The 20,559-nt window shown below is 37.9% G+C and carries 21 protein-coding genes and 2 tRNA genes; 11 read left to right on the top strand and 12 right to left on the bottom strand.

From position 1 onward, the window contains the following. Window positions 1-50: 50 nt before the first annotated feature. Both ftsY and CWD90_RS19660 read left to right on the top strand, forming a co-directional pair. On the top strand, window positions 51-1,013 hold the full coding sequence (ftsY, locus tag CWD90_RS19665; RefSeq protein ID WP_103477768.1) for a signal recognition particle-docking protein FtsY: 963 nt from the start codon (window positions 51-53) through the stop codon (window positions 1,011-1,013). After that, window positions 1,010-2,017: an alpha/beta hydrolase gene (locus CWD90_RS19660; RefSeq protein ID WP_103477767.1), complete on the top strand. Its 1,008-nt coding sequence runs from the start codon at window positions 1,010-1,012 to the stop codon at window positions 2,015-2,017. Before ftsY ends, CWD90_RS19660 begins: the two co-directional genes overlap by 4 nt. 51 nt (window positions 2,018-2,068) lie before the next feature. Here CWD90_RS19660 and CWD90_RS19655 read toward each other — a convergent pair whose 3' ends face one another. After that, the gene (locus CWD90_RS19655) at window positions 2,069-3,157 is read right to left on the bottom strand and encodes a serine hydrolase domain-containing protein (protein ID WP_103477766.1); all 1,089 of its coding nucleotides are present in this window, start codon (window positions 3,155-3,157) and stop codon (window positions 2,069-2,071) included. Between the two features lie 119 nt (window positions 3,158-3,276). Here CWD90_RS19655 and rimO point away from each other — a divergent pair, with 119 nt between their 5' ends. Next, window positions 3,277-4,584 carry a 30S ribosomal protein S12 methylthiotransferase RimO gene (gene rimO, locus CWD90_RS19650; RefSeq protein WP_103477765.1) on the top strand — a complete coding sequence of 436 codons (1,308 nt, stop codon included), beginning with the start codon at window positions 3,277-3,279 and terminating at the stop codon, window positions 4,582-4,584. A 171-nt stretch (window positions 4,585-4,755) separates the two neighbouring features. Continuing rightward, complete coding sequence (locus CWD90_RS19645; RefSeq protein ID WP_103477764.1) at window positions 4,756-5,700, top strand: sugar phosphate isomerase/epimerase family protein; 945 nt, start codon at window positions 4,756-4,758, stop codon at window positions 5,698-5,700. Here the strand turns inward: CWD90_RS19645 and CWD90_RS19640 are convergent. The 3 genes from CWD90_RS19640 to CWD90_RS19630 all read right to left on the bottom strand — a co-directional run bounded on the left by CWD90_RS19640 (window position 5,681) and on the right by CWD90_RS19630 (window position 8,152). Further along, window positions 5,681-6,577: a DMT family transporter gene (locus CWD90_RS19640; protein WP_103477763.1), complete on the bottom strand. Its 897-nt coding sequence runs from the start codon at window positions 6,575-6,577 to the stop codon at window positions 5,681-5,683. The genes CWD90_RS19645 and CWD90_RS19640 overlap by 20 nt on opposite strands. 155 nt (window positions 6,578-6,732) lie before the next feature. Further along, window positions 6,733-7,752 carry a serine hydrolase gene (locus CWD90_RS19635; protein WP_239986569.1) on the bottom strand — a complete coding sequence of 340 codons (1,020 nt, stop codon included), beginning with the start codon at window positions 7,750-7,752 and terminating at the stop codon, window positions 6,733-6,735. A gap of 151 nt (window positions 7,753-7,903) precedes the next feature. Next, on the bottom strand, window positions 7,904-8,152 hold the full coding sequence (locus tag CWD90_RS19630) for a hypothetical protein (protein WP_103477761.1): 249 nt from the start codon (window positions 8,150-8,152) through the stop codon (window positions 7,904-7,906). 117 nt (window positions 8,153-8,269) lie between these two features. Here CWD90_RS19630 and CWD90_RS19625 point away from each other — a divergent pair, with 117 nt between their 5' ends. The 6 genes from CWD90_RS19625 (at window position 8,270) to CWD90_RS19600 (ending at window position 15,231) form a co-directional block, all read left to right on the top strand. Beyond that, window positions 8,270-9,163, top strand: a complete 894-nt coding sequence (locus tag CWD90_RS19625; RefSeq protein ID WP_103477760.1) for a peptidylprolyl isomerase — start codon at window positions 8,270-8,272, stop codon at window positions 9,161-9,163. Continuing rightward, on the top strand, window positions 9,147-10,598 hold the full coding sequence (locus CWD90_RS19620) for a peptidylprolyl isomerase (protein ID WP_103477796.1): 1,452 nt from the start codon (window positions 9,147-9,149) through the stop codon (window positions 10,596-10,598). The genes CWD90_RS19625 and CWD90_RS19620 overlap by 17 nt, the downstream gene beginning before the upstream one ends. A gap of 4 nt (window positions 10,599-10,602) precedes the next feature. Then, window positions 10,603-11,556: an AAA family ATPase gene (locus CWD90_RS19615; protein ID WP_103477759.1), complete on the top strand. Its 954-nt coding sequence runs from the start codon at window positions 10,603-10,605 to the stop codon at window positions 11,554-11,556. A 201-nt stretch (window positions 11,557-11,757) separates the two neighbouring features. Then, a complete protein-coding gene (locus CWD90_RS19610) occupies window positions 11,758-14,025 on the top strand; it encodes an aconitate hydratase (protein WP_103477758.1) in 2,268 nt (755 codons plus the stop codon). 77 nt (window positions 14,026-14,102) lie between these two features. Further along, entirely contained in the window at window positions 14,103-14,663 is a 561-nt protein-coding gene (locus CWD90_RS19605; RefSeq protein WP_103477757.1) for a TlpA family protein disulfide reductase, read from the top strand. A 7-nt stretch (window positions 14,664-14,670) separates the two neighbouring features. Further along, window positions 14,671-15,231, top strand: a complete 561-nt coding sequence (locus tag CWD90_RS19600; RefSeq protein ID WP_103477756.1) for a TlpA family protein disulfide reductase — start codon at window positions 14,671-14,673, stop codon at window positions 15,229-15,231. A gap of 12 nt (window positions 15,232-15,243) precedes the next feature. Here CWD90_RS19600 and CWD90_RS19595 read toward each other — a convergent pair whose 3' ends face one another. The 5 genes from CWD90_RS19595 to CWD90_RS19575 form a co-directional block, all read right to left on the bottom strand. After that, the gene (locus tag CWD90_RS19595; RefSeq protein ID WP_103477755.1) at window positions 15,244-15,708 is read right to left on the bottom strand and encodes a sterol desaturase family protein; all 465 of its coding nucleotides are present in this window, start codon (window positions 15,706-15,708) and stop codon (window positions 15,244-15,246) included. 1 nt (window position 15,709) lies between these two features. Then, window positions 15,710-16,549 carry a phytoene/squalene synthase family protein gene (locus tag CWD90_RS19590; protein ID WP_103477754.1) on the bottom strand — a complete coding sequence of 280 codons (840 nt, stop codon included), beginning with the start codon at window positions 16,547-16,549 and terminating at the stop codon, window positions 15,710-15,712. A 2-nt stretch (window positions 16,550-16,551) separates the two neighbouring features. After that, window positions 16,552-18,015, bottom strand: coding sequence for a phytoene desaturase family protein (locus CWD90_RS19585; protein WP_103477753.1), 1,464 nt, complete (start codon window positions 18,013-18,015; stop codon window positions 16,552-16,554). 177 nt (window positions 18,016-18,192) lie between these two features. Then, window positions 18,193-18,279 (bottom strand) — tRNA-Leu (locus CWD90_RS19580). Between the two features lie 109 nt (window positions 18,280-18,388). Next, window positions 18,389-18,461, bottom strand: a tRNA-Lys gene (locus CWD90_RS19575). 136 nt (window positions 18,462-18,597) lie between these two features. On the opposite strand from CWD90_RS19575, the gene CWD90_RS19570 reads away from it, so the two are divergent. Then, window positions 18,598-19,113, top strand: a complete 516-nt coding sequence (locus CWD90_RS19570; RefSeq protein WP_192878045.1) for a shikimate kinase — start codon at window positions 18,598-18,600, stop codon at window positions 19,111-19,113. Here CWD90_RS19570 and CWD90_RS19565 read toward each other — a convergent pair. From CWD90_RS19565 to CWD90_RS19555, 3 genes are read right to left on the bottom strand one after another with little or no spacing between them, the layout of a single operon-like run. Continuing rightward, a complete protein-coding gene (locus tag CWD90_RS19565; protein WP_103477752.1) occupies window positions 19,102-19,602 on the bottom strand; it encodes a phosphoribosyltransferase family protein in 501 nt (166 codons plus the stop codon). The two genes, CWD90_RS19570 and CWD90_RS19565, sit on opposite strands and share 12 nt — an antisense overlap. Window positions 19,603-19,609: 7 nt before the next feature. Beyond that, complete coding sequence (locus CWD90_RS19560) at window positions 19,610-20,194, bottom strand: methyltransferase domain-containing protein (protein WP_103477751.1); 585 nt, start codon at window positions 20,192-20,194, stop codon at window positions 19,610-19,612. Next, window positions 20,181-20,555, bottom strand: a complete 375-nt coding sequence (locus tag CWD90_RS19555; RefSeq protein WP_103477750.1) for an RNA-binding S4 domain-containing protein — start codon at window positions 20,553-20,555, stop codon at window positions 20,181-20,183. Before CWD90_RS19555 ends, CWD90_RS19560 begins: the two co-directional genes overlap by 14 nt. Between the last annotated feature and the right edge of the window lie 4 nt (window positions 20,556-20,559).

Below are 20,559 nucleotides of genomic sequence, written 5' to 3'. Positions count from 1 at the left end.
AGTGGCTTTTTTATTTTTATATCTTTGATGAAAAGGAATATGCCAAGAATATGAGTTTATTTAAGAAAATTTTTTCCACACAAAAAAAAGAATCTTTAGACAAGGGTCTTGAAAAGACCAAGACCAATTTTTTATCCAAACTAAGCAAGGCCGTTGTAGGGAAGTCCAAAGTAGATGATGATGTCTTGGACAATTTGGAGGAAGTATTGGTTTCTTCCGACGTTGGTGTAAATACGACCTTAAAGATAATAGACCGTATAGAAGCACGTGTATCCAAGGATAAATACTTGGGGGTAGATGAGCTAAACGTCATATTAAGGGAAGAAATAGCCGGATTATTATCAGAGACCAACACTGGGAATGAAACGGAATTTAATGTGCCACAGGGAAGAAAACCTTACGTAATCATGGTAGTTGGTGTCAATGGGGTAGGTAAAACTACAACTATTGGCAAATTGGCCTATCAATTTAAAAAACAAGGATTAAAGGTGGTACTTGGTGCTGCCGATACCTTTAGGGCAGCTGCGATAGATCAACTCCAGGTTTGGGCAGATCGAGTAGATGTTCCAATTGTAAAACAAAATATGGGAAGCGATCCTGCTTCTGTGGCTTTCGATACGCTTAGTTCTGCTCTAAAACAGAATGCCGATGTAGTTATTATAGATACAGCCGGAAGACTGCATAATAAAGTCAATTTAATGAGTGAGCTAACCAAGGTGAAACGCGTAATGCAGAAGGTGGTAGATGGTACCCCTGATGAAGTACTTTTGGTTTTGGATGGTTCCACTGGACAGAATGCCTTTGAGCAGGCCAAACAATTTACCTTAGCCACTGAAGTGACTTCTTTGGCAGTTACCAAATTGGATGGAACAGCAAAAGGGGGTGTGGTTATAGGTATTTCAGATCAATTTAAAATCCCGGTAAAATATATTGGAGTAGGTGAAGGAATAGAGGATTTACAGGTATTTAATAAGATTGAATTTGTAGATTCTTTCTTTAGCAGTAAAGGATGAAAATAGTTCGCAACTTATTTAAAATTGTTTTTATTTTATTGGTTTTGGCGGCGACTCTCTATTTTTTAGGACCTAAAGTAGATAGGCCAATATTGACGATGGATTTGCCATATGTGGAAACAGATTTAAACATTCTGAATAACACTCTTTACCAACGGGAAAAGGCCAATACAAAAATTAAAGCCAATAATGAATCCCGAATAGTCTGGTACGATTCAATTCCTTCTGTAACAGAATATTCCATTTTATATCTCCACGGTTGGTCTGCCAGTCATGAAGAAGGTGCTCCCTTGCATTCTGAGTTGGGAAAGAGATATGGGGCCAATGTGTATTTGCCAAGATTAAAAGGACATGGGGTAAGGGATGATGACGCATTTTTGGATTTAACGGCAGGGGATTACTTTGATTCGGCCAAGGAAGCTTTCGCTATTGCAAAAAAAATAGGCAAAAAGGTTATTGTTATGGGCACCTCTACGGGCGGTACTTTAGCGTTATATTTGGCTCATGGCGAGGAGGATATTGCGGGACTAGTTCTGTACTCCCCCAATGTGGAAATCTACGATCCTACAGCTCCCTTAATGTCCGGGCCCTGGGGATTACAGCTCGTGAAAACAATTATGGATGGCGATTACTACGAGTCTGAGGCAGATTCCTTGAAAAAAGCTTACTGGACTACAAGGTATAGGGTTGAGGCTTTGGTGCAGCTGCAGAGCCTGTTAGATGAAACCATGAAGCAGGAAGTTTTCCAAAAGATACATCAACCTACATTTTTAGGATATTATTATAAAAATCAATTAGAACAGGATAAGGTCGTATCTGTTCCTGCGATGTTAGAAATGTACGACCAACTTGGGGTTAAAGGGGATATGAAACGGAAGATAGCTTTTCCTAATGTAGGCAACCATGTAATGACTTCCTATATAACTTCAAAAGACTTGGTATCAGTAAAGCAAGAAACGATTCGATTTTTGGAGGATGTGATTAAATTGCAACCTTTGGAATAAAAGTATTGTTGTAGTCAGTAACCCGAAGTGGAAGTTAGGTCAATGATAACTTTAGTGCATTACATCATTTATTTTTTTCCATAAATCGGTATCAAAGGAGCTGGGCCCCAATTCGTCGTCATAAGCGGAATCCCCAATACGTATTATTACCAATCCTTTGCTGGGGACCACGTAAAGCTTTTGATCCATGGCACCTAGACCAGCTATGAGGTCATCCGGAGCATCAGGTATTAATTTTCCCGAAAACAGATTCTCTGAACCTGGCAACCTGTAATTGCTTTTTCCATTTAGCCACCATAAGTAGCCATAAGACGTGTTCAAGTCCTGGGAAGTATTGGTCATGGCTTCAAAATAGCTGGGATCGTCCATAATCTTGTTGCCATCCCAAATACCATTATTCAGGTTCAAGAGGCCAAAACGAGCCATGCTGCGGGCATTGCTAAAATAAAGATTTAGATAGCCTGTTTTTATCCAGGTCCCCTGCATCCCAATTTTGTCACGCAACTTCTCATTAAAATAATCCTTAAAGTCTTGCTGCACCGCCCCGCTAACAATATTATCTAAAAGAGTATAGGTAGCATTGTGGTAATACCAATATGTGTTTGGGTCGTTTTTGTAGATCAAACAATCCTGGTCGGTACAGAAGTTGTTTTCTACTGTATAATCTAGGCCAGTAGTCATGGTAAGATGGTTTTTTACGGTTATTAGTTGCTCCTGTTGGGGGCTTAAGGAAGACCAGCCAGTACCCATATAATCCGATGAGGCATTGTTGATAGAAAGTAGACCTTCCTTTTGAGCAATGCCTACTGTAAACGCTGTCAAAGTTTTAGCAGCAGAGTTCCAAGTGTGGTTTTTAGAGGCGCTGAAGCTTCCGAAATATTTTTCCATAACTATCTTTCCATCCTTCAAAAGAATAAAGGCATCCGTATTATTGGTTTCAAGAAAGTCGTAAAGTGGCTGTTCTCCACTTGAATTCCATTCTAATTCTTCAAGGGATAAGGTTTTCCATTCTTCCGAATTCGAAGGAGGAAAATACATTTCACCTTCTGGAGGAATCGGCACTTCATCATCACTAGTTTTAGAGCATCCCATTAAGCAGCAAACAGCAAACAAAGATGTTATTATAGAAGGAACGTTCATAATGCTTTATAGCTTAGAGTTCAAATAGTTATAATGGTTTAACGATAAAAAAATAAAAAAAGATATAATGGGACTACAATCTTTTTTCAAGTTGTACTTTTGCACTTTATTAGAAAAATATGCGTACTAAGTCACTTAAGAAGAATAGGATCAATGTAGTAACCTTGGGGTGTTCCAAGAATGTTTACGATTCAGAGGTGTTGATGGGCCAGTTGAGGGCCAACAACAAAGAGGTCGTACATGAGGAAGAGGGGAATGTTGTGGTGATAAACACTTGCGGTTTTATTGCCAATGCCAAGGAGGAAAGTGTAAATACCATTTTGGAATACGTTCAAAAAAAGGAAGCTGGAGAGGTGGATAAGGTATTTGTTACGGGCTGTTTAAGCGAGCGTTATAAGCCGGATCTTCAAAAGGAAATTCCCAATGTGGATGAATATTTTGGGACCAGCGAGTTGCCTAATTTATTAAAGGCCTTAGGGGCAGATTACAAGCACGAACTTATTGGGGAGCGCCTAACAACTACCCCTAAAAATTACGCCTATTTAAAAATTGCCGAGGGATGTGATCGTCCTTGTTCATTTTGTGCCATACCTATTATGCGTGGAAAGCATAGGAGTACTCCTATTGAAGACTTAGTTACTGAAGCTAATAAATTGGCAGCCAATGGGGTTAAGGAATTGATTCTTATTGCCCAAGACCTTACTTATTACGGACTTGATATATATAAGAAAAGAAATTTGGCAGAATTGCTGAATGAATTGGTGAAAGTAGAGGGTATAGAATGGATCAGATTGCATTATGCTTTTCCTACCGGATTTCCTATGGATGTTCTGGAAGTGATGAAACGTGAACCTAAAGTTTGTAATTACCTGGATATACCGTTACAGCATATATCAGATTCCATTTTGAAGAGTATGCGCAGAGGGACTACTCAGGCTAAAACAACCAAATTACTACAGGACTTTAGGGCTGCGGTTCCTGAAATGACGATTAGGACGACTTTAATTGTGGGTTATCCTGGGGAGACAGAGGAAGATTTTGAAACCTTAAGAAATTGGGTGGAAGAGATGCGTTTTGAAAGACTTGGCTGTTTTACTTATAGCCATGAGGAAAATACGCATGCCTTTAATCTAGTGGATGACGTTCCCGAGGAAGTGAAACAACAAAGGGCTTCGGAGATTATGGAGCTTCAGTCACAGATTTCATGGGAGTTGAATCAAGAGAAAGTGGGTAAGACGTTGCGCTGTATCATAGACCGTAAGGAAGGAAAATATTTTGTTGGAAGATCTGAGTTCGATTCCCCTGATGTTGATAATGAAGTATTGGTAGATGCTGCCACACATTATTTAAAGGTAGGGGAGTTTGTGAACTTAAATATTTTTGAGGCCGCAGATTTCGATCTTTACGGGGAACCGGTTAAGGTTTAGCAGGCTTGGGTTCAGGAAAGTGATTTTGACGACCGCAAAAAATTATATAGGCTATTTTCTGTCGTTAGTTGTTTAGATTGTGGATGTAAATCGAGTTAAATGGGTTAATTACCCATAAAAAAGTTATGCTTCATTTTTTTTCCTATTTTTAGTCGGTAAAGAGACTAAAATATGAATCGCAGATTGTTTATTACAGGTGCAGCCACTGCTGGTGTTGCAACACTCTCAATGGCCAACACCTTGCCATTGGAAATTCCCAAAAAAGAAAAAAGATACCAAAACGGACAGAGTCCATGGCCCATTTGTTTGGATACGGCGACTATAAGACCTGCCAAGGGTTTGGAGAAAAAGGTGGAGATTGCCATTGCCGCAGGCTATGACGCCATTGAACCTTGGGATAGCGATTTGGAGGAATACGAGAAAAATGGAGGCGACCTTAAAAAGATAGGTGCAAAAATTAGAGCTGCAGGATTGTTTGTGCCTAGCATGATAGGGCTTTGGGGTTGTATTCCAACGAATGAGGAGGAATTTCAAAAATCCTTGCCAGCAACTAAGAACAGAATGAGAATGGCTTCTGAAATAGGCTGTACCTATGTGCAGGCAATACCCAATCAGGTTGGGGAGAATTATGACCCTCACTTTGTTGCATCCTGTTATCGAAGATTATTGGAAATAGGCATAAAAGAGTATAATGTAATCCCAGCATTGGTCTTTGTAAAGATGTTCCCTTTAAAGACTATGGGTCAGGCAACAGCAGTAGCACTAGATGCAGATCACCCGAATGCCAAAATAATACCGGACGTATACCACATGTACATTTCTGAAGGAGGTTTTGAAGGCCTAAAGCTGCTGAATGGTAATATTTTTGCTATTTTTCAGTTTAACGATGCTCCTAAAGGAATGGAGTTAAAAGACATGGAAGACAAGCATCGGGTCTTTCCAGGGGATGGGATATTACCACTGCCACAGATTTTAAAAGACCTCAAAAGTACAGGGTTCAACGGATGTATTTCCCTTGAATTATATAACCCTGAATACTATAGTATGGATTTATTGGAGGTGGCCAAGACCGGACTTCAAAAGACCTTAAAAGTAATTAAAGAGGCGGGAGTTTAATTTTATTCCTACCCAATATAGAAAGAGGCTTGTCATAAAACGTTATTCGTATTCCGAAAAGCAGAATAATACCGCCCAGGACCATTTGTAGGGTAATAACCTCATTTAGAAATACCCAAGCCAATAGGGTAGCTAATATCGCCTGGGCTAAAAGGCTTAAGGAAACTCGAGTTGCCCGCATGTGTTGGGTGGAATAACTGATAAGCGTCCATGCCAATAATTGACATACCAAACCTTGGATTAAAAGAACAAACCATCCAATATTGGAGAAGCCGATAAAAGGCTCTCCCAGCAACCACGATATGACCCCTAAAAAGAGGGAAGAAGATATTAGGCTTAGCGTCATAAAGTTTATAATGGAGGTCTTGCTCAACACTTTTTTACTAATAAGAATATAGATGGCATAGAAAATACCGGATAGCACCCCAAAACTAAAACCAATATCAAAAGAAAGTTGGGCAAAGAATTGAAACCCTACTAAAGTTATCATTCCTAATAAAGCAATGGTGGTGCCTATCCAAAAATTCCTGGAGGGTTTAGGTTTTAAAAATAAAAAGGTACCGATTCCAACCCATACCGGTGATAGGTTGGTTAGTAATGACGCTTGAGTTGCTGTGGATTTTTGAATTGCAATATTCCAAACAGCAACATCAGACCCAAAACATATACCACATAAAAGGGCTAGAAGTAAGGTATTCCCTTTTGGAATCTCCAATTGTTTGGTTATTATGGCGTAGGGTAAAATAATGGACAGGGCAATTGCCATTCTATAGAATGCAGAAATAAGCCCAGGAGTGTAATTTAGTTTTACTAAAATTGGAAATATAGAAATACATATAATTCCAATGATAAGGGCAATCCGAGGTTTTGTTATCATTTTTTGAAAAAAAGGACAAAAATAGAGAATAGTAAGAATTGTGGGTGTATAAAAAATAAAATAGTGCTACTTATTTACAAGTTCAAATCTTAAAAGGGGTGTTCTCTAGGTAGATTTCTGGCTTTATTTTTATGGTAAATTGAGACTCTGAGAGCTTAATCTAGTTGTTTTTGCGCAATTTCCAGGTTGTAAATTTCACGCCCCAACTGGGCCAAAAATGGGAGTCCTATTGTCTCATATTCGTATTTGTCATCATTGAAAATCCCGTTATTGTTTACCAAAAGTGTAGCAGATAACATAAATTCAACATTGTTCTTGCTATCGTTTATGTACGCGCAATCTGTTATGGTCCCAAAAGCATTTCCAACTTTATTATAAATTTTAAGATATTCGGGAATGGTATCCCTAGTATCTCCGAACATGAAAAACTTACCATAACTGTCGCAATAGTCCATTTCGTCATAGCCTATATTTTTGGGCAGGTCGGACATAGCTTTAAGAAGGAACTTATGTTGGTCTGGACTTAAGTTGAATCGTTTATTTTTTGAGAACTGTTCGGGAAAGATTATCCTTTTCAATACTTCGTTTTGAGTGCTAAGAGGGAAGTAATTCTTTAGACTAAAATCGAATGGTCCGTTCGTTAAGGTGTTCTCATCGTAGTGGCTTGTTCCTTTCTTTAGGCCACGTAGTAACAAGGGTTTGGCGGACCTGTTAGTACTGGACTTCAATAAAGTTATAGTAGTGTCGTTTAAATAAACTATAAGAGGTTTTGTTGTTACCTCAAATGCATTTTCCGTTGAAAGGCGATGGGAAATCCTCACTGGTGTAATCTCCTTGTCCTTTAATTTTTTATTTATTCGGTCTTGCCCTAAAAACTCGAATAATCGGTTGTTGGCTTCATTATCACTTATTGCAAAAATCTTGGAGATATCATTGGCAAATGTTGTTTCCAAGGAGTCGCCCTCAACATAAAATTGGGTGTGTAAATCCAAGGAATCCATTTCGTTGAGTTTTTCCATGGTCAGCACTGCCGTTAGAATTTTAACGGTACTTGCAGGATAAAAGTAGTTGCTGTCGTTAACCTGATAATTGTAATCCTTGAAAACAAGACTGTCCTTGATTCTGCGAATTTGTGTATAGCTAACCTGCAACTCATATTGCGCAACACTATCCATCACTTTTCTGATTTTTGAATTGGTGGAGGATAAAGCCACTTTTAATATATCGGGCTGTTCAGTATGGGGGCTGCATGAAAAAAGTAAGGATGTTAATATGAAAAGGAAAAAAATATAATTTTTGTCCATAAGTGTGATTAATGGTTACTGGTTAATCCTTGGAGGTGTATACTTCCCCTCGATGCGGTTTTAAAGCATCCCTTACTGGAATCATTTCAGATTCTGTTACAACAAGATATGCAATGGAATGCATGTCATTTAGGGTCGAACTTCCAGTGATGTTGAAGGTTAAGTTTTGTGCTAAAATATATTCTTCAAGATGTATTCTATGATGCTTGGCCGTATTCTGGGCAGATTCACCCCTAAAATCCCAAATTAGTTTTATTTGCCTGTCTTCCATTGAATAAAATTAACAATAAAAGGAATAAGATAAGCTGTTAACTGTAGGTTAATTGCAATGTGGTTCTATTAAAAAATGAGAACTTGCATAATGCAGCTTAATTGCTAAATTTGCGGAATGGATTTTTTTAAAATAAAGCTGGTAAAAGTCTCAGGATTCTTGGTAAGTGCAATGTTGCTCTGTATTTTTATATCCTGTGACTCCCTTTTTAAAAGGAAGGAAGACAAAGTTCCTGTGGCAAGGGTAGGGGAAACGTATTTGTATAAGGAGGATTTAAAACCGCTACTTTTGGCCAATATGTCCAAGGCGGATAGTACCTCATTGGTCAATAATTATATTAATAATTGGGGATATAAGCAATTGCTGCTTGCCAAGGCTAAAATAAATTTGCCAGAGGATAAGCTTAATCATTTTGAGCAATTGGTTTCCAATTATCGAACCGATTTGTATACGGGGGCTTATAAGGAAGCATTGGTCTTACAGGCCCATGATACCACCATTAGTACGGCTCAACTTACCGAATTTTATGAGCGAGAAAAAGAGAACTTCAAACTGAAGGAGAGGATAATGCAATTGCGGTTTGTGGAATTGCCAATACAATATTTGGATAAGGATTTAGTTGCCAATAAACTAAAAAATTTTAAAGACGAGGATAAACGTTATTTAGACTCCATTAGTGTGCAATTTCGAAAGGTGAATTTTAACGATTCTATTTGGGTAAGTGTTTTTCGAGTAATGGAAGAAATTGCCCCCTTATCTCCTGAAAATCAGGATAAGTACTTAAAAAAATCACAATTTTTTGAATTACAGGACTCTTTAGGGGTATATTTGGCGAAGGTAAACGATTTGTTGGAAATCAACGATATTGCTCCCCTTCCATATATTGAACCGACTATTAAACAGCTGCTTTTAAATAGAAGGAAGTTGGATTATATGAAGAAATTGGAAGTAGAGTTAATGGATGAAGCAATTAAAGAAAAAGAATTTGAAGTTTATGAACAAGGTAATTAAAACAAGTTTTTCCCTGTCTATTTTATTGTTGACTGGGATTTTAAGTGCACAAGAATCTGAAAAACTCCCAGATACACAAGTAGAGCCTCAAGAAGTTATTATAGAGGAATCAATGGTTGCTAAAAATGATTCTGTAAACAATTTTGAACGGATAAAACTGGACGGAATTGCTGCTGTTGTGGGCGACTATGTAATTCTTGAATCGGATATTGAGAAAACTTTGATAGATCTAAAAAGTCAGGGTGCTTCCACGGCAGATGTAACAAGGTGCGGACTTTTGGGCAAATTAATGGAGGATCGTTTGTATGCTCATCAAGCGGTACAAGATAGTATTTTGGTTTCGGATGATGAGGTGAATTCCCAAGGGGATCGGCAGTTGCAACAGTTGGTGTCGCAGATCGGTTCAATGGAGAAAGTGCTGAAGTACTATAAAAAGGATGATGAAGCCAGTTTTCGAGAGGATTTGTACAAGATAAACAAGCTTAGAATGTTATCTGAAAAAATGCAAAACAAAATTGTTTCGGAAATAGAGATTACCCCAGAGGAGGTTAGGCAATTCTTTAATAAGATACCGGAAGATGAAAGACCTGTTTTTGGAGCAGAGTTAGAGATTGCACAGATTGTCAAGGAGCCTAAAGCTACCGATGAAGAAAAACAAAAGGTAATAGATAAACTAAACGGTATTAAGGCCGATATTGTGGAGAATGACGCGAGTTTTAGCGTTAAGGCCATTTTATATTCCCAAGATCCAGGGTCAAAATCCAAAGGTGGATTTTACAGTATGACGCGTGAAACTCCATTTGTTAAGGAATTTAAAGATGTAGCCTTTAGTTTAAGGGAAGGTGAAATTTCCGATCCTTTTGAAACTCCTTTTGGTTTTCATATCATTTTTGTTGAAAAAATAAGGGGACAGGAGCTGGATTTAAGACATATACTTATTTCTCCGGAGATTTCTCAAAAAGAATTGGACAATGCTAGAAAGGAATTGGATAGTATTAGGCAAGGGGTGTTGGACAATAAATTTACTTTTGCGGCCGCGGCACTGAATTTCTCCGATGAGAAGGAAACCAAGTTTGATGGTGGCCTGTTAAGAAACCCACAAGACTATAGTTCCCGTTTTGAACTTACTAAAATGGAGCCTTCTTTGTACAACCAGGTGAGGGATATTAAGGACAATGAAATTTCAAAGCCCATTCTAGAGGACGATCCAAGAGGTGGTAGTCCAAAGTACAAAATAATGAAAATTACCAACCGCTATGACGAGCATGTTGCCAGTTTTGCTAAGGATTACATAAAAATTCAGGAATTGGCCCTTAGGGAAAAACAGTACAATGCCATTAAGAAATGGATGGACGATCATATAGAAGACACTTATGTAAGTGTTAATGCGGGAAACAAGGAATGTGATTTTGCAAATAATTGGATAAAGGATTAATTGCATGTCAGATGTAGCGGCAATTGAGAATTTAGTTGAGAAAAATAAGGCATTAAAACAAGAGATAGCCAAGATAATTATTGGTCAGGAAGAAGTGGTGGATCAAGTACTGCTTTCTATTTACACAGGAGGGCACTCTTTACTTATAGGTGTACCCGGTTTGGCCAAGACGCTTATGGTCAATACGATTGCTTCGGCCTTGGGATTGGGTTTTAAAAGAATTCAGTTTACACCAGATTTAATGCCAAGTGACATCCTTGGGAGCGAGGTGTTGGATCAGAATAGAAACTTTAAATTTATAAAAGGGCCAATTTTTTCTAATATTATTTTGGCCGATGAAATAAACCGTACCCCTCCAAAAACTCAAGCGGCGCTGTTGGAGGCTATGCAGGAAAGGGCAGTAACCATAGCAGGCAATCAGTATAAGTTAGATTTGCCATATTTTGTTTTGGCAACTCAAAATCCAATAGAACAAGAAGGCACATATCCCTTGCCCGAAGCGCAATTGGATCGCTTTATGTTTGCTATAGAATTAAAATACCCTTCTATAGAGGAGGAGATTAAGGTGGTAAAGGAAACAACATCTGATTTACAGCCAGAAATTGTTCCGTTGTTTACACCTAAAGAAATACTGGATATACAACATTTGGTCCGCCGTATTCCTGTACCCGATAAGGTTGTGGAATATGCTGTGAAATTGGTTAACAGTACAAGGCCGAAGCAGGAGGGTGCATCGGAATTTGTTAAGCAATTCTTAGATTGGGGAGCAGGTCCCAGGGCATCTCAAAATTTAATATTGGGGGCTAAAGCCCATGCCGCTGTTAGGGGCAAATTTTCACCGGATATTGAAGATGTTAAAGCCGTGTCCATGGGTATCTTAAGACATCGTATAATAAAAAATTATAAGGCCGAAGCCGAAGGAATTTCCGAAGAGGATATTATCCTAAAGCTTTTATAATTACTCCAAGTAGGCAATATGTTTTACTTTTCGGAGGCATAAAAAGTTAATTTTTTTTGCATTTCCATTCCAATTAGGGCATTCTTTTTTACAATTACATAAATTTGGCGTATTCTTGGGGTATTCTTGGTTTAAAAGTTTTATAAACATGAGGTATTTTCTTAATTTTGAGGAATAACTTAAACTAAAATTTTATAGATAATGGCATTCGATATTGATATGATTAAAAAGGTGTATGCTAACATGTCTGAACGTGTGGATAAGGCACGTGAAGTTGTAGGTAAACCTTTGACCCTTTCAGAGAAAATTTTGTATTCCCACTTATGGGACGGCAATGCTAATAAGGCGTTTAGAAGAGGCAAGGACTATGTTGATTTCGCACCAGATAGAATCGCTTGTCAAGATGCAACAGCACAAATGGCATTGTTGCAATTTATGCAAGCTGGTAAGCCTAAAGTAGCCGTACCTACCACTGTACATTGTGATCACCTTATTCAGGCTAAAAGCGGGGCAGTTGCAGATTTAAAAGTGGCCAATACATCGAGTGCTGAAGTCTTTAATTTTTTAGAATCGGTATCCAATAAGTACGGAATTGGTTTTTGGAAACCAGGTGCAGGTATAATTCACCAGGTAGTGCTAGAAAATTATGCATTTCCTGGAGGAATGATGATAGGGACAGACTCCCATACGGTAAACGCTGGTGGTCTTGGAATGGTTGCCATTGGTGTTGGTGGTGCTGATGCAGTGGATGTTATGGCCGGAATGGCTTGGGAGCTAAAGTTTCCCAAATTGATAGGTGTAAAATTAACAGGTAATATCTCTGGGTGGACATCTGCCAAGGATGTAATCTTGAAGGTAGCCGGTATCCTAACTGTAAAAGGGGGTACAGGTGCTATTATAGAATATTTTGGTGAAGGAGCTATAAATCTTTCCTGTACAGGTAAAGGAACTATATGTAACATGGGAGCTGAAGTAGGTGCTACTACCTCTACCTTTGGTTACGATGCTTCTATGGAAAGGTATTTAAGAGCCACGGATAGAAACGATGTTGCAGACGCAGCAAATGCCGTTAAGGATTATTTAACGGCCGACCCTGAGGTATACGCCAATCCAGAAAAATATTTTGATGAAATTATAGAAATAGATTTAAACACGCTTAGGCCACATCTTAATGGCCCATTTACTCCAGATTTAGCTACGCCGGTAGGGGAATTGGGAGAAAAGGCAAAAGCCAATGGATGGCCAATGAAAGTAGATTGGGGCTTGATAGGATCATGTACCAACTCTTCTTATGAGGATTTGACCAGGGCTGCTTCAATAGCAAAACAGGCGGTTGATAAAAAAATTAAACCAAAGTCTGATTTCGGCATTAACCCAGGGTCGGAACAAATCAGGTTTACTGCAGAACGTGATGGTTTATTGCAGATATTCGAAAATCTAGGAGCAACGGTGTTTACTAACGCCTGTGGTCCCTGTATTGGGCAATGGGATCGTAGTGATCTTAAAGGTGATGAAAAGAATACTATTGTTCATTCCTTTAACCGTAACTTTTCCAAAAGGGCGGATGGAAATCCAAATACCCATGCATTTGTAGGTTCACCAGAAATGGTAGCTGCTATAGCAATTTCAGGTAGATTGGATTTTGACCCAATGAACGATACTTTGATTAATGAAGATGGTCAGGAAGTGAAATTGGATGAGCCATTGGGAATTGAACTGCCTCCAAAAGGTTTTGAGGTGGAAGATGCAGGTTATTTGGCGCCTATGGAAGATGGTTCAGGGGTTGAGGTAAAGGTAGATCCCAAATCTGAGCGTTTACAATTGCTGGATCCATTTACTCCTATTAAGCCTGAAAGCTTACAGGGAACTAAATTATTGATCAAAGCTTTTGGAAAATGTACCACCGACCATATTTCTATGGCAGGTCCTTGGTTGCGTTTTAGAGGGCATTTGGATAATATTGCAAACAATACCTTAATTGGTGCAGTAAATGCCTTTAATAAGAAAACAAATTTTGTAAAGAATCAGCTTACTGGAGAATATGTAGGTGTACCTGATGCACAAAGAGCATACAAAGCGGCAGGAATAAAAACAGTGGTTGTGGGAGATCATAACTACGGAGAAGGTTCTTCACGTGAACATGCTGCTATGCAACCAAGACATTTGGGAGTTGCGGTGGTAATTGTTAAGTCTTTTGCAAGGATTCATGAAACCAACCTTAAGAAACAAGGTATGCTTGGATTGACCTTTGCGAAGGAAAGCGATTATGACTTAATACAAGAGGATGATACCCTTAACTTCGTAGATATAAAGGATTTTGCACCTGAAAAGCAAATTACTTTGGAATTGGTACATAAAGACGGTAGTAAGGATACCATTAAACTGAATCATACATATAATCAGTCACAGATAGATTGGTTTAATGAAGGTTCAGCGCTTAATGTTATAAAAAGGGAAAACGGAGCCTAATTTAGTACTGTAAATACTTTATAAAAACTCCTGATATTCATCAGGAGTTTTTTAGTTTTGACAAAAGGATAAATTAAATGATAATTCGCAAGAAAACAGTTTTGAACATTGCCGTAATGGCCTTAATTTTATCTTTTTTTGTAACGCCTTTGGGCGATTATAGTAAGGTCTTATTAAATAAATGGTTTTCCTTTTCACCTGAGGTAACCAATGAAATCAACAGGGGGCAGATTACTAATTACAATTGGAAATTAAAGGATGCCAAGTGGAATTTCTTCAATTTTAATAAGTCGAAAGGACGTGTTGTATTTATTAATTTTTGGAGGTCTTGGAATATTCCTAGTGAGGCTGAAGTTGAGAGTATTCAAAAATTATATGAGGACTACAAGGATAAGATAGATTTTTACATCATTACCAATGAAGAAAGAGAGCCCGTAGAAAAATTTATGGAGGATCATGGCTTTACTTTTCCTGTTACCTATTCCATAGTAGGGGATCCCATGCCTGTAGATGGTTCCAAACCGCCGAGGTCTTATTTGTTGGATAAGAAAGGAAGGATAGTTATCAGTAAGGAAGGAGTAGCTGATTGGGATAATGATAAAGTGAAGGCTATCTTAAACGACCTTATTAGCAAATAAAAAACATATGGTGCCTTCAAAAAAATGGATTGTCAACGGTATTTTAATTCTAGGTATTCTTATCTTGTTATTTACTCCAGTAGGCTTCAAGGTAAAAGTTATTGCCAGTAGATTACTTTCCACAAGTGCTGCTAAGGTAAAGGAGGGAATGCAGGTACCTTTGGATTCCTATCAATGGAAATTAACTGATTTAGAAAACGGCACATTCAATTTTGAAGAGCAAAAGGGAAAGATAATCCTAGTAAATTTCTGGGCAACATGGTGTCCTCCATGTGTGGCTGAAATGCCCAGTTTACAAGAACTATTTAATGATTATGGTGATAAGGTCGTCTTTATGTTTGTAACCTCTGAGGACCACCAAAAAGTAGAAGATTTTTTAAAAAGAAAGAATTTACATCTACCAATTTACTACCCAGATTCCGATCCACCGAAAATGCTTAGATCCAAGTTGCTACCAACTACTTATATTATTGATAGGGACGGTAAAATTATTGTAGCCGAGACAGGGGCTGCGAATTGGAATAGTAGTAAGACTAGGGAACTTATAGACGGCCTATTGAAGGAGTAGTACTTAGCAGTTCTAGTGTGATTTTTCTTTTTTTTGAAAATACTTAAATGGCACTAATAACATTCCAAAACATTCCCCATCCTCTTTTCCTAAATGTCTGTGGTGCATCTTGTGTGCCCTCCGTACCCCTTTGGCATACCAATTATTAGCGTTTCTGAACAGTTTGAACCTTTGGTGTATAAATATGTCGTGAACTAGAAAATAAGCGGCTCCATAGGCCAATATGCCAAAACCTAAGGGCCATCCATACCAGAAGTCGGTTTGGGAGCCCAACCAAAAAAAAGTAATACTCACTGTGGCATAAAATAGGAAAAAAGCATCGTTCCTCTCAAACCAAGAATCGTGGTCTTTTTTGTGGTGGTCCTTGTGTAGTGACCATAATAGACCATGCATAATATATTTATGGGTAAACCAGGCCATAAACTCCATAAAGGAAAAGGTAGCAAAGAAAATTAAAATCCAAATCAATATTTTCATCCTAAACCAGCTTTAATTTATAATTAATATACGATTTTACCAACAAACTAAATTTTTGTAGATTGGATACCCGTATTCGGGTATTTTTAATTTTTGAAGAGGGTGTTTGTTGTAGCTTCTTTAATAATTGAAAATAATACCTGTAGGCCGTATATACACCAAACTTGGCCTCATTGGGCAAGTTTATTATCCCGGTAAATCCTAATATAAAATCGGCCTTTATTTCTTTTACAATTTTATTTTTGGCTTCTTCGGTAAGTTCCTTTAAGTTGGTATTGGGGAAATAGGTTCTATTTAAATCCTCAAAATCTGTTTTTAAATCCCTTAAAAAATTCACTTTCTGAAAAGCTGACCCCAAGGCCATGGCAGGGGACTTGAGTTTTTCATAGGCCTCATTGTCTCCCTTTACAAAGACCGTTAAGCACATTAATCCAACGACATCTGCTGATCCATAAACATATTGTTGATACTGGCTATCGTTAAGACGAACGGTCTTTTCCAAATCCATGCGCATGCTCTTCATAAAGGAGGTTACTAGATGTAGTGGCATGTTATATTTATAAAAAGTATGTTGAAACGAATTTAGAATAGGATTGAGGCTTATTTTTTTACCCAAGGCATCCTTCAGGTCTTCCTCAAATTTATCTAATAAATACAGCTTGTCATAATTGTGAAAACTGTCTACAATTTCATCGGCAAATCGTACAAAACCATAAATATTATATATATCTCCTCTTATGGATGGAGCTAACATTTTTGTGGCCAAGGAAAAGGAGGTACTATAGTTCTGGGTGACGAGCTTACTGCATTCGTAGGAAGTGGTATCAAAAATTGACTTCATATTTAAAGTTTCACATTTTTAACTATAAGTTCGGACACTAATTTTCCAGAAATTAAGGCAGGCGGTACTCCAGGGCCAGGCACGGTAAGCTGACCTGTAAAATAAAGGTTAGCTACCTTTTTACTTTTTAATTTAGGTCTAAGAAAGGCTGTTTGCAATAGTGTATTGGCCATTCCATAAGCGTTACCTTTATAGGAATTATATTGTTCCATAAAATCATTGACGCAAAAGTCTTCTTTAAACAAGATATTATTTTCTACTTCCTGGCCGGTAAGTTTCTGAAACCTGTTTAAAATAATATCAAAGTATTTGTTTCGTATTTGTTTGTTATCTTCTAAGTTAGGGGCAATGGGAACTAAGAAGAAACCTGTCTCGCAGCCTTCAGGTGCCATGCTGGAATCTGTAATCGAAGGAAAATTGGCATAAAAGAGAGGAGCTTCGGGCCACTTGGGGTCATCATATATTTCGATGGCGTGTTGTTCAAAGTTGGTGTCGAAAAACAGGTTATGGTGAGATACATTTTGTAGTTTTTTATTAAACCCCACATAGAATAATAATGATGACGGAGCAAAAGTCTTATTATTCCAATAGGCTTCCGAATATTGACGAAATTTAGGTTCCAACAACGTTTCGGAATGGTGATAATCGGCGCCACTAAGAACAACGTCTGCATTTATAAGGTTTCCGCCTACGTTAATTCCAGTGGCTCTACCTTCTGTTACTTCAATTTTTGTTACCGCTTGATCGGTGTAAATATTGACACCTAACTCCAATGCCAAAAGTTCCATAGCTCTTATTACTTGATGCATACCACCTTTAGGGTGCCAAGTGCCCAGCCCAAAATCTGCAAAATTCATAAAACTATAGAAAGAAGGGGTTTTGTTGGGTTTGGCTCCCAAGAACAGCACAGGAAACTCCAGTGTAGAAATCAGTTTTGGATTCTTAAATCTTTTACGTACTTCTTGGCTTATGGACTTAAAGAACTGATCCAAACGAAGTACCGTATCCTTACTGACCAACTCTAAAGGAGAAAGCCCTGGGCGTAGTACTATTTTATGTATGGCAATTTCATAATTGTCCTGTGCCTTTTTAATAAACTTACGAAGGGGTTTTGCACTCCCTTTTTCTATACGTTCAAATTCAACACAAATTTTATCCATAGTATCACCTATGGTAATAATATCATCCGAAAAGAAAATCTTATAGGCAGGGTCTAACCTATCCAATTGATAGTAGTCGGCCGTCCTTTTTCCAAAATCCCCGAAAAAACTGTCAAAAATATCGGGCATCCAATACCAGCTTGGGCCCATGTCAAAGGTAAACCCATCTCGAATAAATTGTCTAGCCCTACCTCCTACGGTATTATTTTTCTCATATATGGATACATCGTAACCTTGTTTTGCTAAATAGCATGATGCTGAAAGTGATGCAAATCCGGATCCTATTATGATAACTTTTTTTCCCATTGGTGATTCTAAATAATTATTCTGACATTTTATGAAAATGGTCGATTATGAAAAATAAGGCTTATTTTTAACATAAATAGCACATTTTTTTTAATTACATCTTAAAGTGTATGAAGATCCGCTTAAAAGTTTAGGGAAATAAAAAACCGTTGACTTCCTATGAGAAGTCAACGGTTTTGGTGCCCACGACTAGATTCGAACTAGCACGTCCTTGCGAACACCACCCCCTCAAGGTGGCATGTCTACCAATTTCACCACGTGGGCCTAAAAAATCTCATAACAAGACTTTTCATTATTACAAATAATGTCTAAAATTAAGTATTTCGAAACTATTTTAAACAAAAAAAGTTAAGTACGAGACTTAACTTTTTTGTGACCGGGCTGGGGCTCGAACCCAGGACCCTCTCCTTAAAAGGGAGATGCTCTACCAACTGAGCTACCAGGTCATAATGTGTAGCAAACTATTGCTGTTTGCGGGTGCAAATATAAGATCATTTGTTTGTTTTGCAAGGCCTTTTTGAGATTTTTTTTTTTTTTTTTGAATTACCACTAAATTAGATCAATTTTACAAAAAAATACATCGTGAAAATAGTATTGGTAGGGTATATGGGTAGTGGTAAGACCACTGTAGGTAAATTGTTGGCTAAGGAATTGGAAATTAGTTTTTTAGATCTGGATGAACTTATTGAAGAAGGGTTGGGTGATACCATTCCAAATATATTTCAGGGCAAAGGTGAGATCTTTTTCAGGAAAAAGGAACATGAATATTTAAATGGCGTTTTGTCCAATAAAAATAATTTTTTGCTGTCTACTGGGGGTGGAACGCCATGTTATTCTGGAAATATGGAGACCATGTTGGCGTTGGCAGACCATGTTTTTTATTTAAAAATTTCCATACCCGGACTTGTGAAAAGGCTAATTCTGGAAAAAGACCATAGACCTTTGATCAAAAATATAGATGACGGGGACCTACCTGAATTTATTGGAAAGCATTTATTTGAACGAAATAACTACTACCTCAATGCCACACATATTATCGAATGTGACAATAAGGCTCCGGAGATGTTAGTGGCGGAAATTCGGCAATTACTCACTTAAATAAACCGAATCGTTTTTGGCCTTGAATTCCACGTTGATGTGTTCCTGGAGTGAGGTGGATAGGGATATTCCTTTGTAATCTGCTTTTACAGGGTATTTCTTATGATTCCTATTTACCAGTACGGCAGTTTTAAGTTGCTTTAAAGGGACGCGCAAGAAATGATGGACTCCATATATTAATGTTGTCCCCGAGTTAAGCACGTCGTCCACTAGGACTACAGATTTGTTGATGTACTCTGTCTCTGGCAAGGAAGTCTTAACGCCACTGGCCAAAGGATTGGACTTGTCCATGATTACTTTGCATAATATGATGTTGGCCTCTGTAATTTTCTGAAGTACTGCCTGAATTTTTTTGGCAAAATTCAATCCGCCTCCTTCAATGCCCGCAATAATAATTTCCGGTTCATTTACATTGGCTTCATAAATCTGATAGGCAATGCGTTTTATTTTATGCTGTATTTGTTCATGGGACAAAATTCTATTGGACATAGTCGTTTTATTTAGATTCAAATATAAAAAAGAGTTCCTTATCCGCTCTGGGTTTTATGGAATTGTGTGCAGTTTTCAAAATCTTGATATTGAAATGTTCTTGAAATAGGGACTTGTATTCTTCACGGCTACCTCCAAATGGCGGTCCTGCTTCCGTAAAGGGAAAATTAAACAAAAGCCCTACTAATTTGCCATTGGGTTTAAGTAGCTGTCTCATTTTAAGAACATAATTTTTTCTCAAGCTTGGATCTAATGCACAAAAAAAAGTCTGTTCCAATATTAAATCAAAATTATTCAATTCCAAATCAAAAAAATCCCCTTCAATGAGTTGGTCCTGTGGAAAAATCGGAATTTTTTGTTGTATATGATCCAGTGGCTGCTTGGCAATGTCAACGACATAAACATTAGAAAAGCCATTTTCAACTAGATAGAGTAGCTCATAGGAATTGCCAGCGCCCGGTATTAGAATTTTTAAATTCTTATTGGTGAGTTGGTCAATGTATTCTTTTAATGGTGTTGAAATATAGCCTACGTCCCAGCCCATATCTCCTTGGTCATACTTGTGTTCCCAAAAATCCTTATTCAGTTTCATCATCTAAGTAACCGTCTATATCCCTTCTATCTTTTTTTGTGGGTCTTCCAGCTCCCTTTTTTCTATAATAATCTTTGGAGTACTGTAACAACTCATTGTGTTCAAAGGCTTCTTTAGGAGTGGTATCCTTGCGGTAGATGTCCACAAGTTTAGCACCAACCCTACTTTCTGGAACATCCAACACCGTAAATTCGTAATTAATTTGATTTTTTCTAACAACCACCTTATCCAAGGGATATACATCCCTTGATGGTTTTACCACTTGATCGTTGATTCTTATATGCCCCTTTTTACAGGCCTCGGTAGCTATATTTCGCGTTTTAAAATAGCGGGTGCTCCATAGGTATTTGTCAATTCGCATAAAC

The sequence above is a fragment of the Arenibacter catalasegens genome, from assembly GCF_002909235.1.
Taxonomy (GTDB): domain Bacteria; phylum Bacteroidota; class Bacteroidia; order Flavobacteriales; family Flavobacteriaceae; genus Arenibacter; species Arenibacter catalasegens.
The sequence above is the reverse complement of the archived record's forward strand: the minus strand, read 5'-3'. Positions and strand labels throughout refer to the sequence as shown.

Bases quoted from the DNA above. Each gene is read 5' to 3' on its own strand.
- CWD90_RS19610 (WP_103477758.1), top strand. From the start codon at position 11,758: ATGGCATTCGATATTGATATGATTAAAAAGGTGTATGCTAACATGTCT.
- CWD90_RS19590 (WP_103477754.1), bottom strand. From the start codon at position 16,549: ATGAAGTCAATTTTTGATACCACTTCCTACGAATGCAGTAAGCTCGTC.
- CWD90_RS19630 (WP_103477761.1), bottom strand. From the start codon at position 8,152: ATGGAAGACAGGCAAATAAAACTAATTTGGGATTTTAGGGGTGAATCT.
- CWD90_RS19595 (WP_103477755.1), bottom strand. From the start codon at position 15,708: ATGAAAATATTGATTTGGATTTTAATTTTCTTTGCTACCTTTTCCTTT.
- CWD90_RS19640 (WP_103477763.1), bottom strand. From the start codon at position 6,577: ATGATAACAAAACCTCGGATTGCCCTTATCATTGGAATTATATGTATT.
- CWD90_RS19660 (WP_103477767.1), top strand. From the start codon at position 1,010: ATGAAAATAGTTCGCAACTTATTTAAAATTGTTTTTATTTTATTGGTT.
- CWD90_RS19655 (WP_103477766.1), bottom strand. From the start codon at position 3,157: ATGAACGTTCCTTCTATAATAACATCTTTGTTTGCTGTTTGCTGCTTA.
- CWD90_RS19625 (WP_103477760.1), top strand. From the start codon at position 8,270: ATGGATTTTTTTAAAATAAAGCTGGTAAAAGTCTCAGGATTCTTGGTA.
- CWD90_RS19600 (WP_103477756.1), top strand. From the start codon at position 14,671: ATGGTGCCTTCAAAAAAATGGATTGTCAACGGTATTTTAATTCTAGGT.
- ftsY (WP_103477768.1), top strand. From the start codon at position 51: ATGAGTTTATTTAAGAAAATTTTTTCCACACAAAAAAAAGAATCTTTA.
- CWD90_RS19620 (WP_103477796.1), top strand. From the start codon at position 9,147: ATGAACAAGGTAATTAAAACAAGTTTTTCCCTGTCTATTTTATTGTTG.
- CWD90_RS19615 (WP_103477759.1), top strand. From the start codon at position 10,603: ATGTCAGATGTAGCGGCAATTGAGAATTTAGTTGAGAAAAATAAGGCA.
- CWD90_RS19605 (WP_103477757.1), top strand. From the start codon at position 14,103: ATGATAATTCGCAAGAAAACAGTTTTGAACATTGCCGTAATGGCCTTA.
- CWD90_RS19555 (WP_103477750.1), bottom strand. From the start codon at position 20,555: ATGCGAATTGACAAATACCTATGGAGCACCCGCTATTTTAAAACGCGA.
- CWD90_RS19585 (WP_103477753.1), bottom strand. From the start codon at position 18,015: ATGGGAAAAAAAGTTATCATAATAGGATCCGGATTTGCATCACTTTCA.
- CWD90_RS19635 (WP_239986569.1), bottom strand. From the start codon at position 7,752: ATGGATAGTGTTGCGCAATATGAGTTGCAGGTTAGCTATACACAAATT.
- rimO (WP_103477765.1), top strand. From the start codon at position 3,277: ATGCGTACTAAGTCACTTAAGAAGAATAGGATCAATGTAGTAACCTTG.
- CWD90_RS19560 (WP_103477751.1), bottom strand. From the start codon at position 20,194: ATGAAACTGAATAAGGATTTTTGGGAACACAAGTATGACCAAGGAGAT.
- CWD90_RS19645 (WP_103477764.1), top strand. From the start codon at position 4,756: ATGAATCGCAGATTGTTTATTACAGGTGCAGCCACTGCTGGTGTTGCA.
- CWD90_RS19565 (WP_103477752.1), bottom strand. From the start codon at position 19,602: ATGTCCAATAGAATTTTGTCCCATGAACAAATACAGCATAAAATAAAA.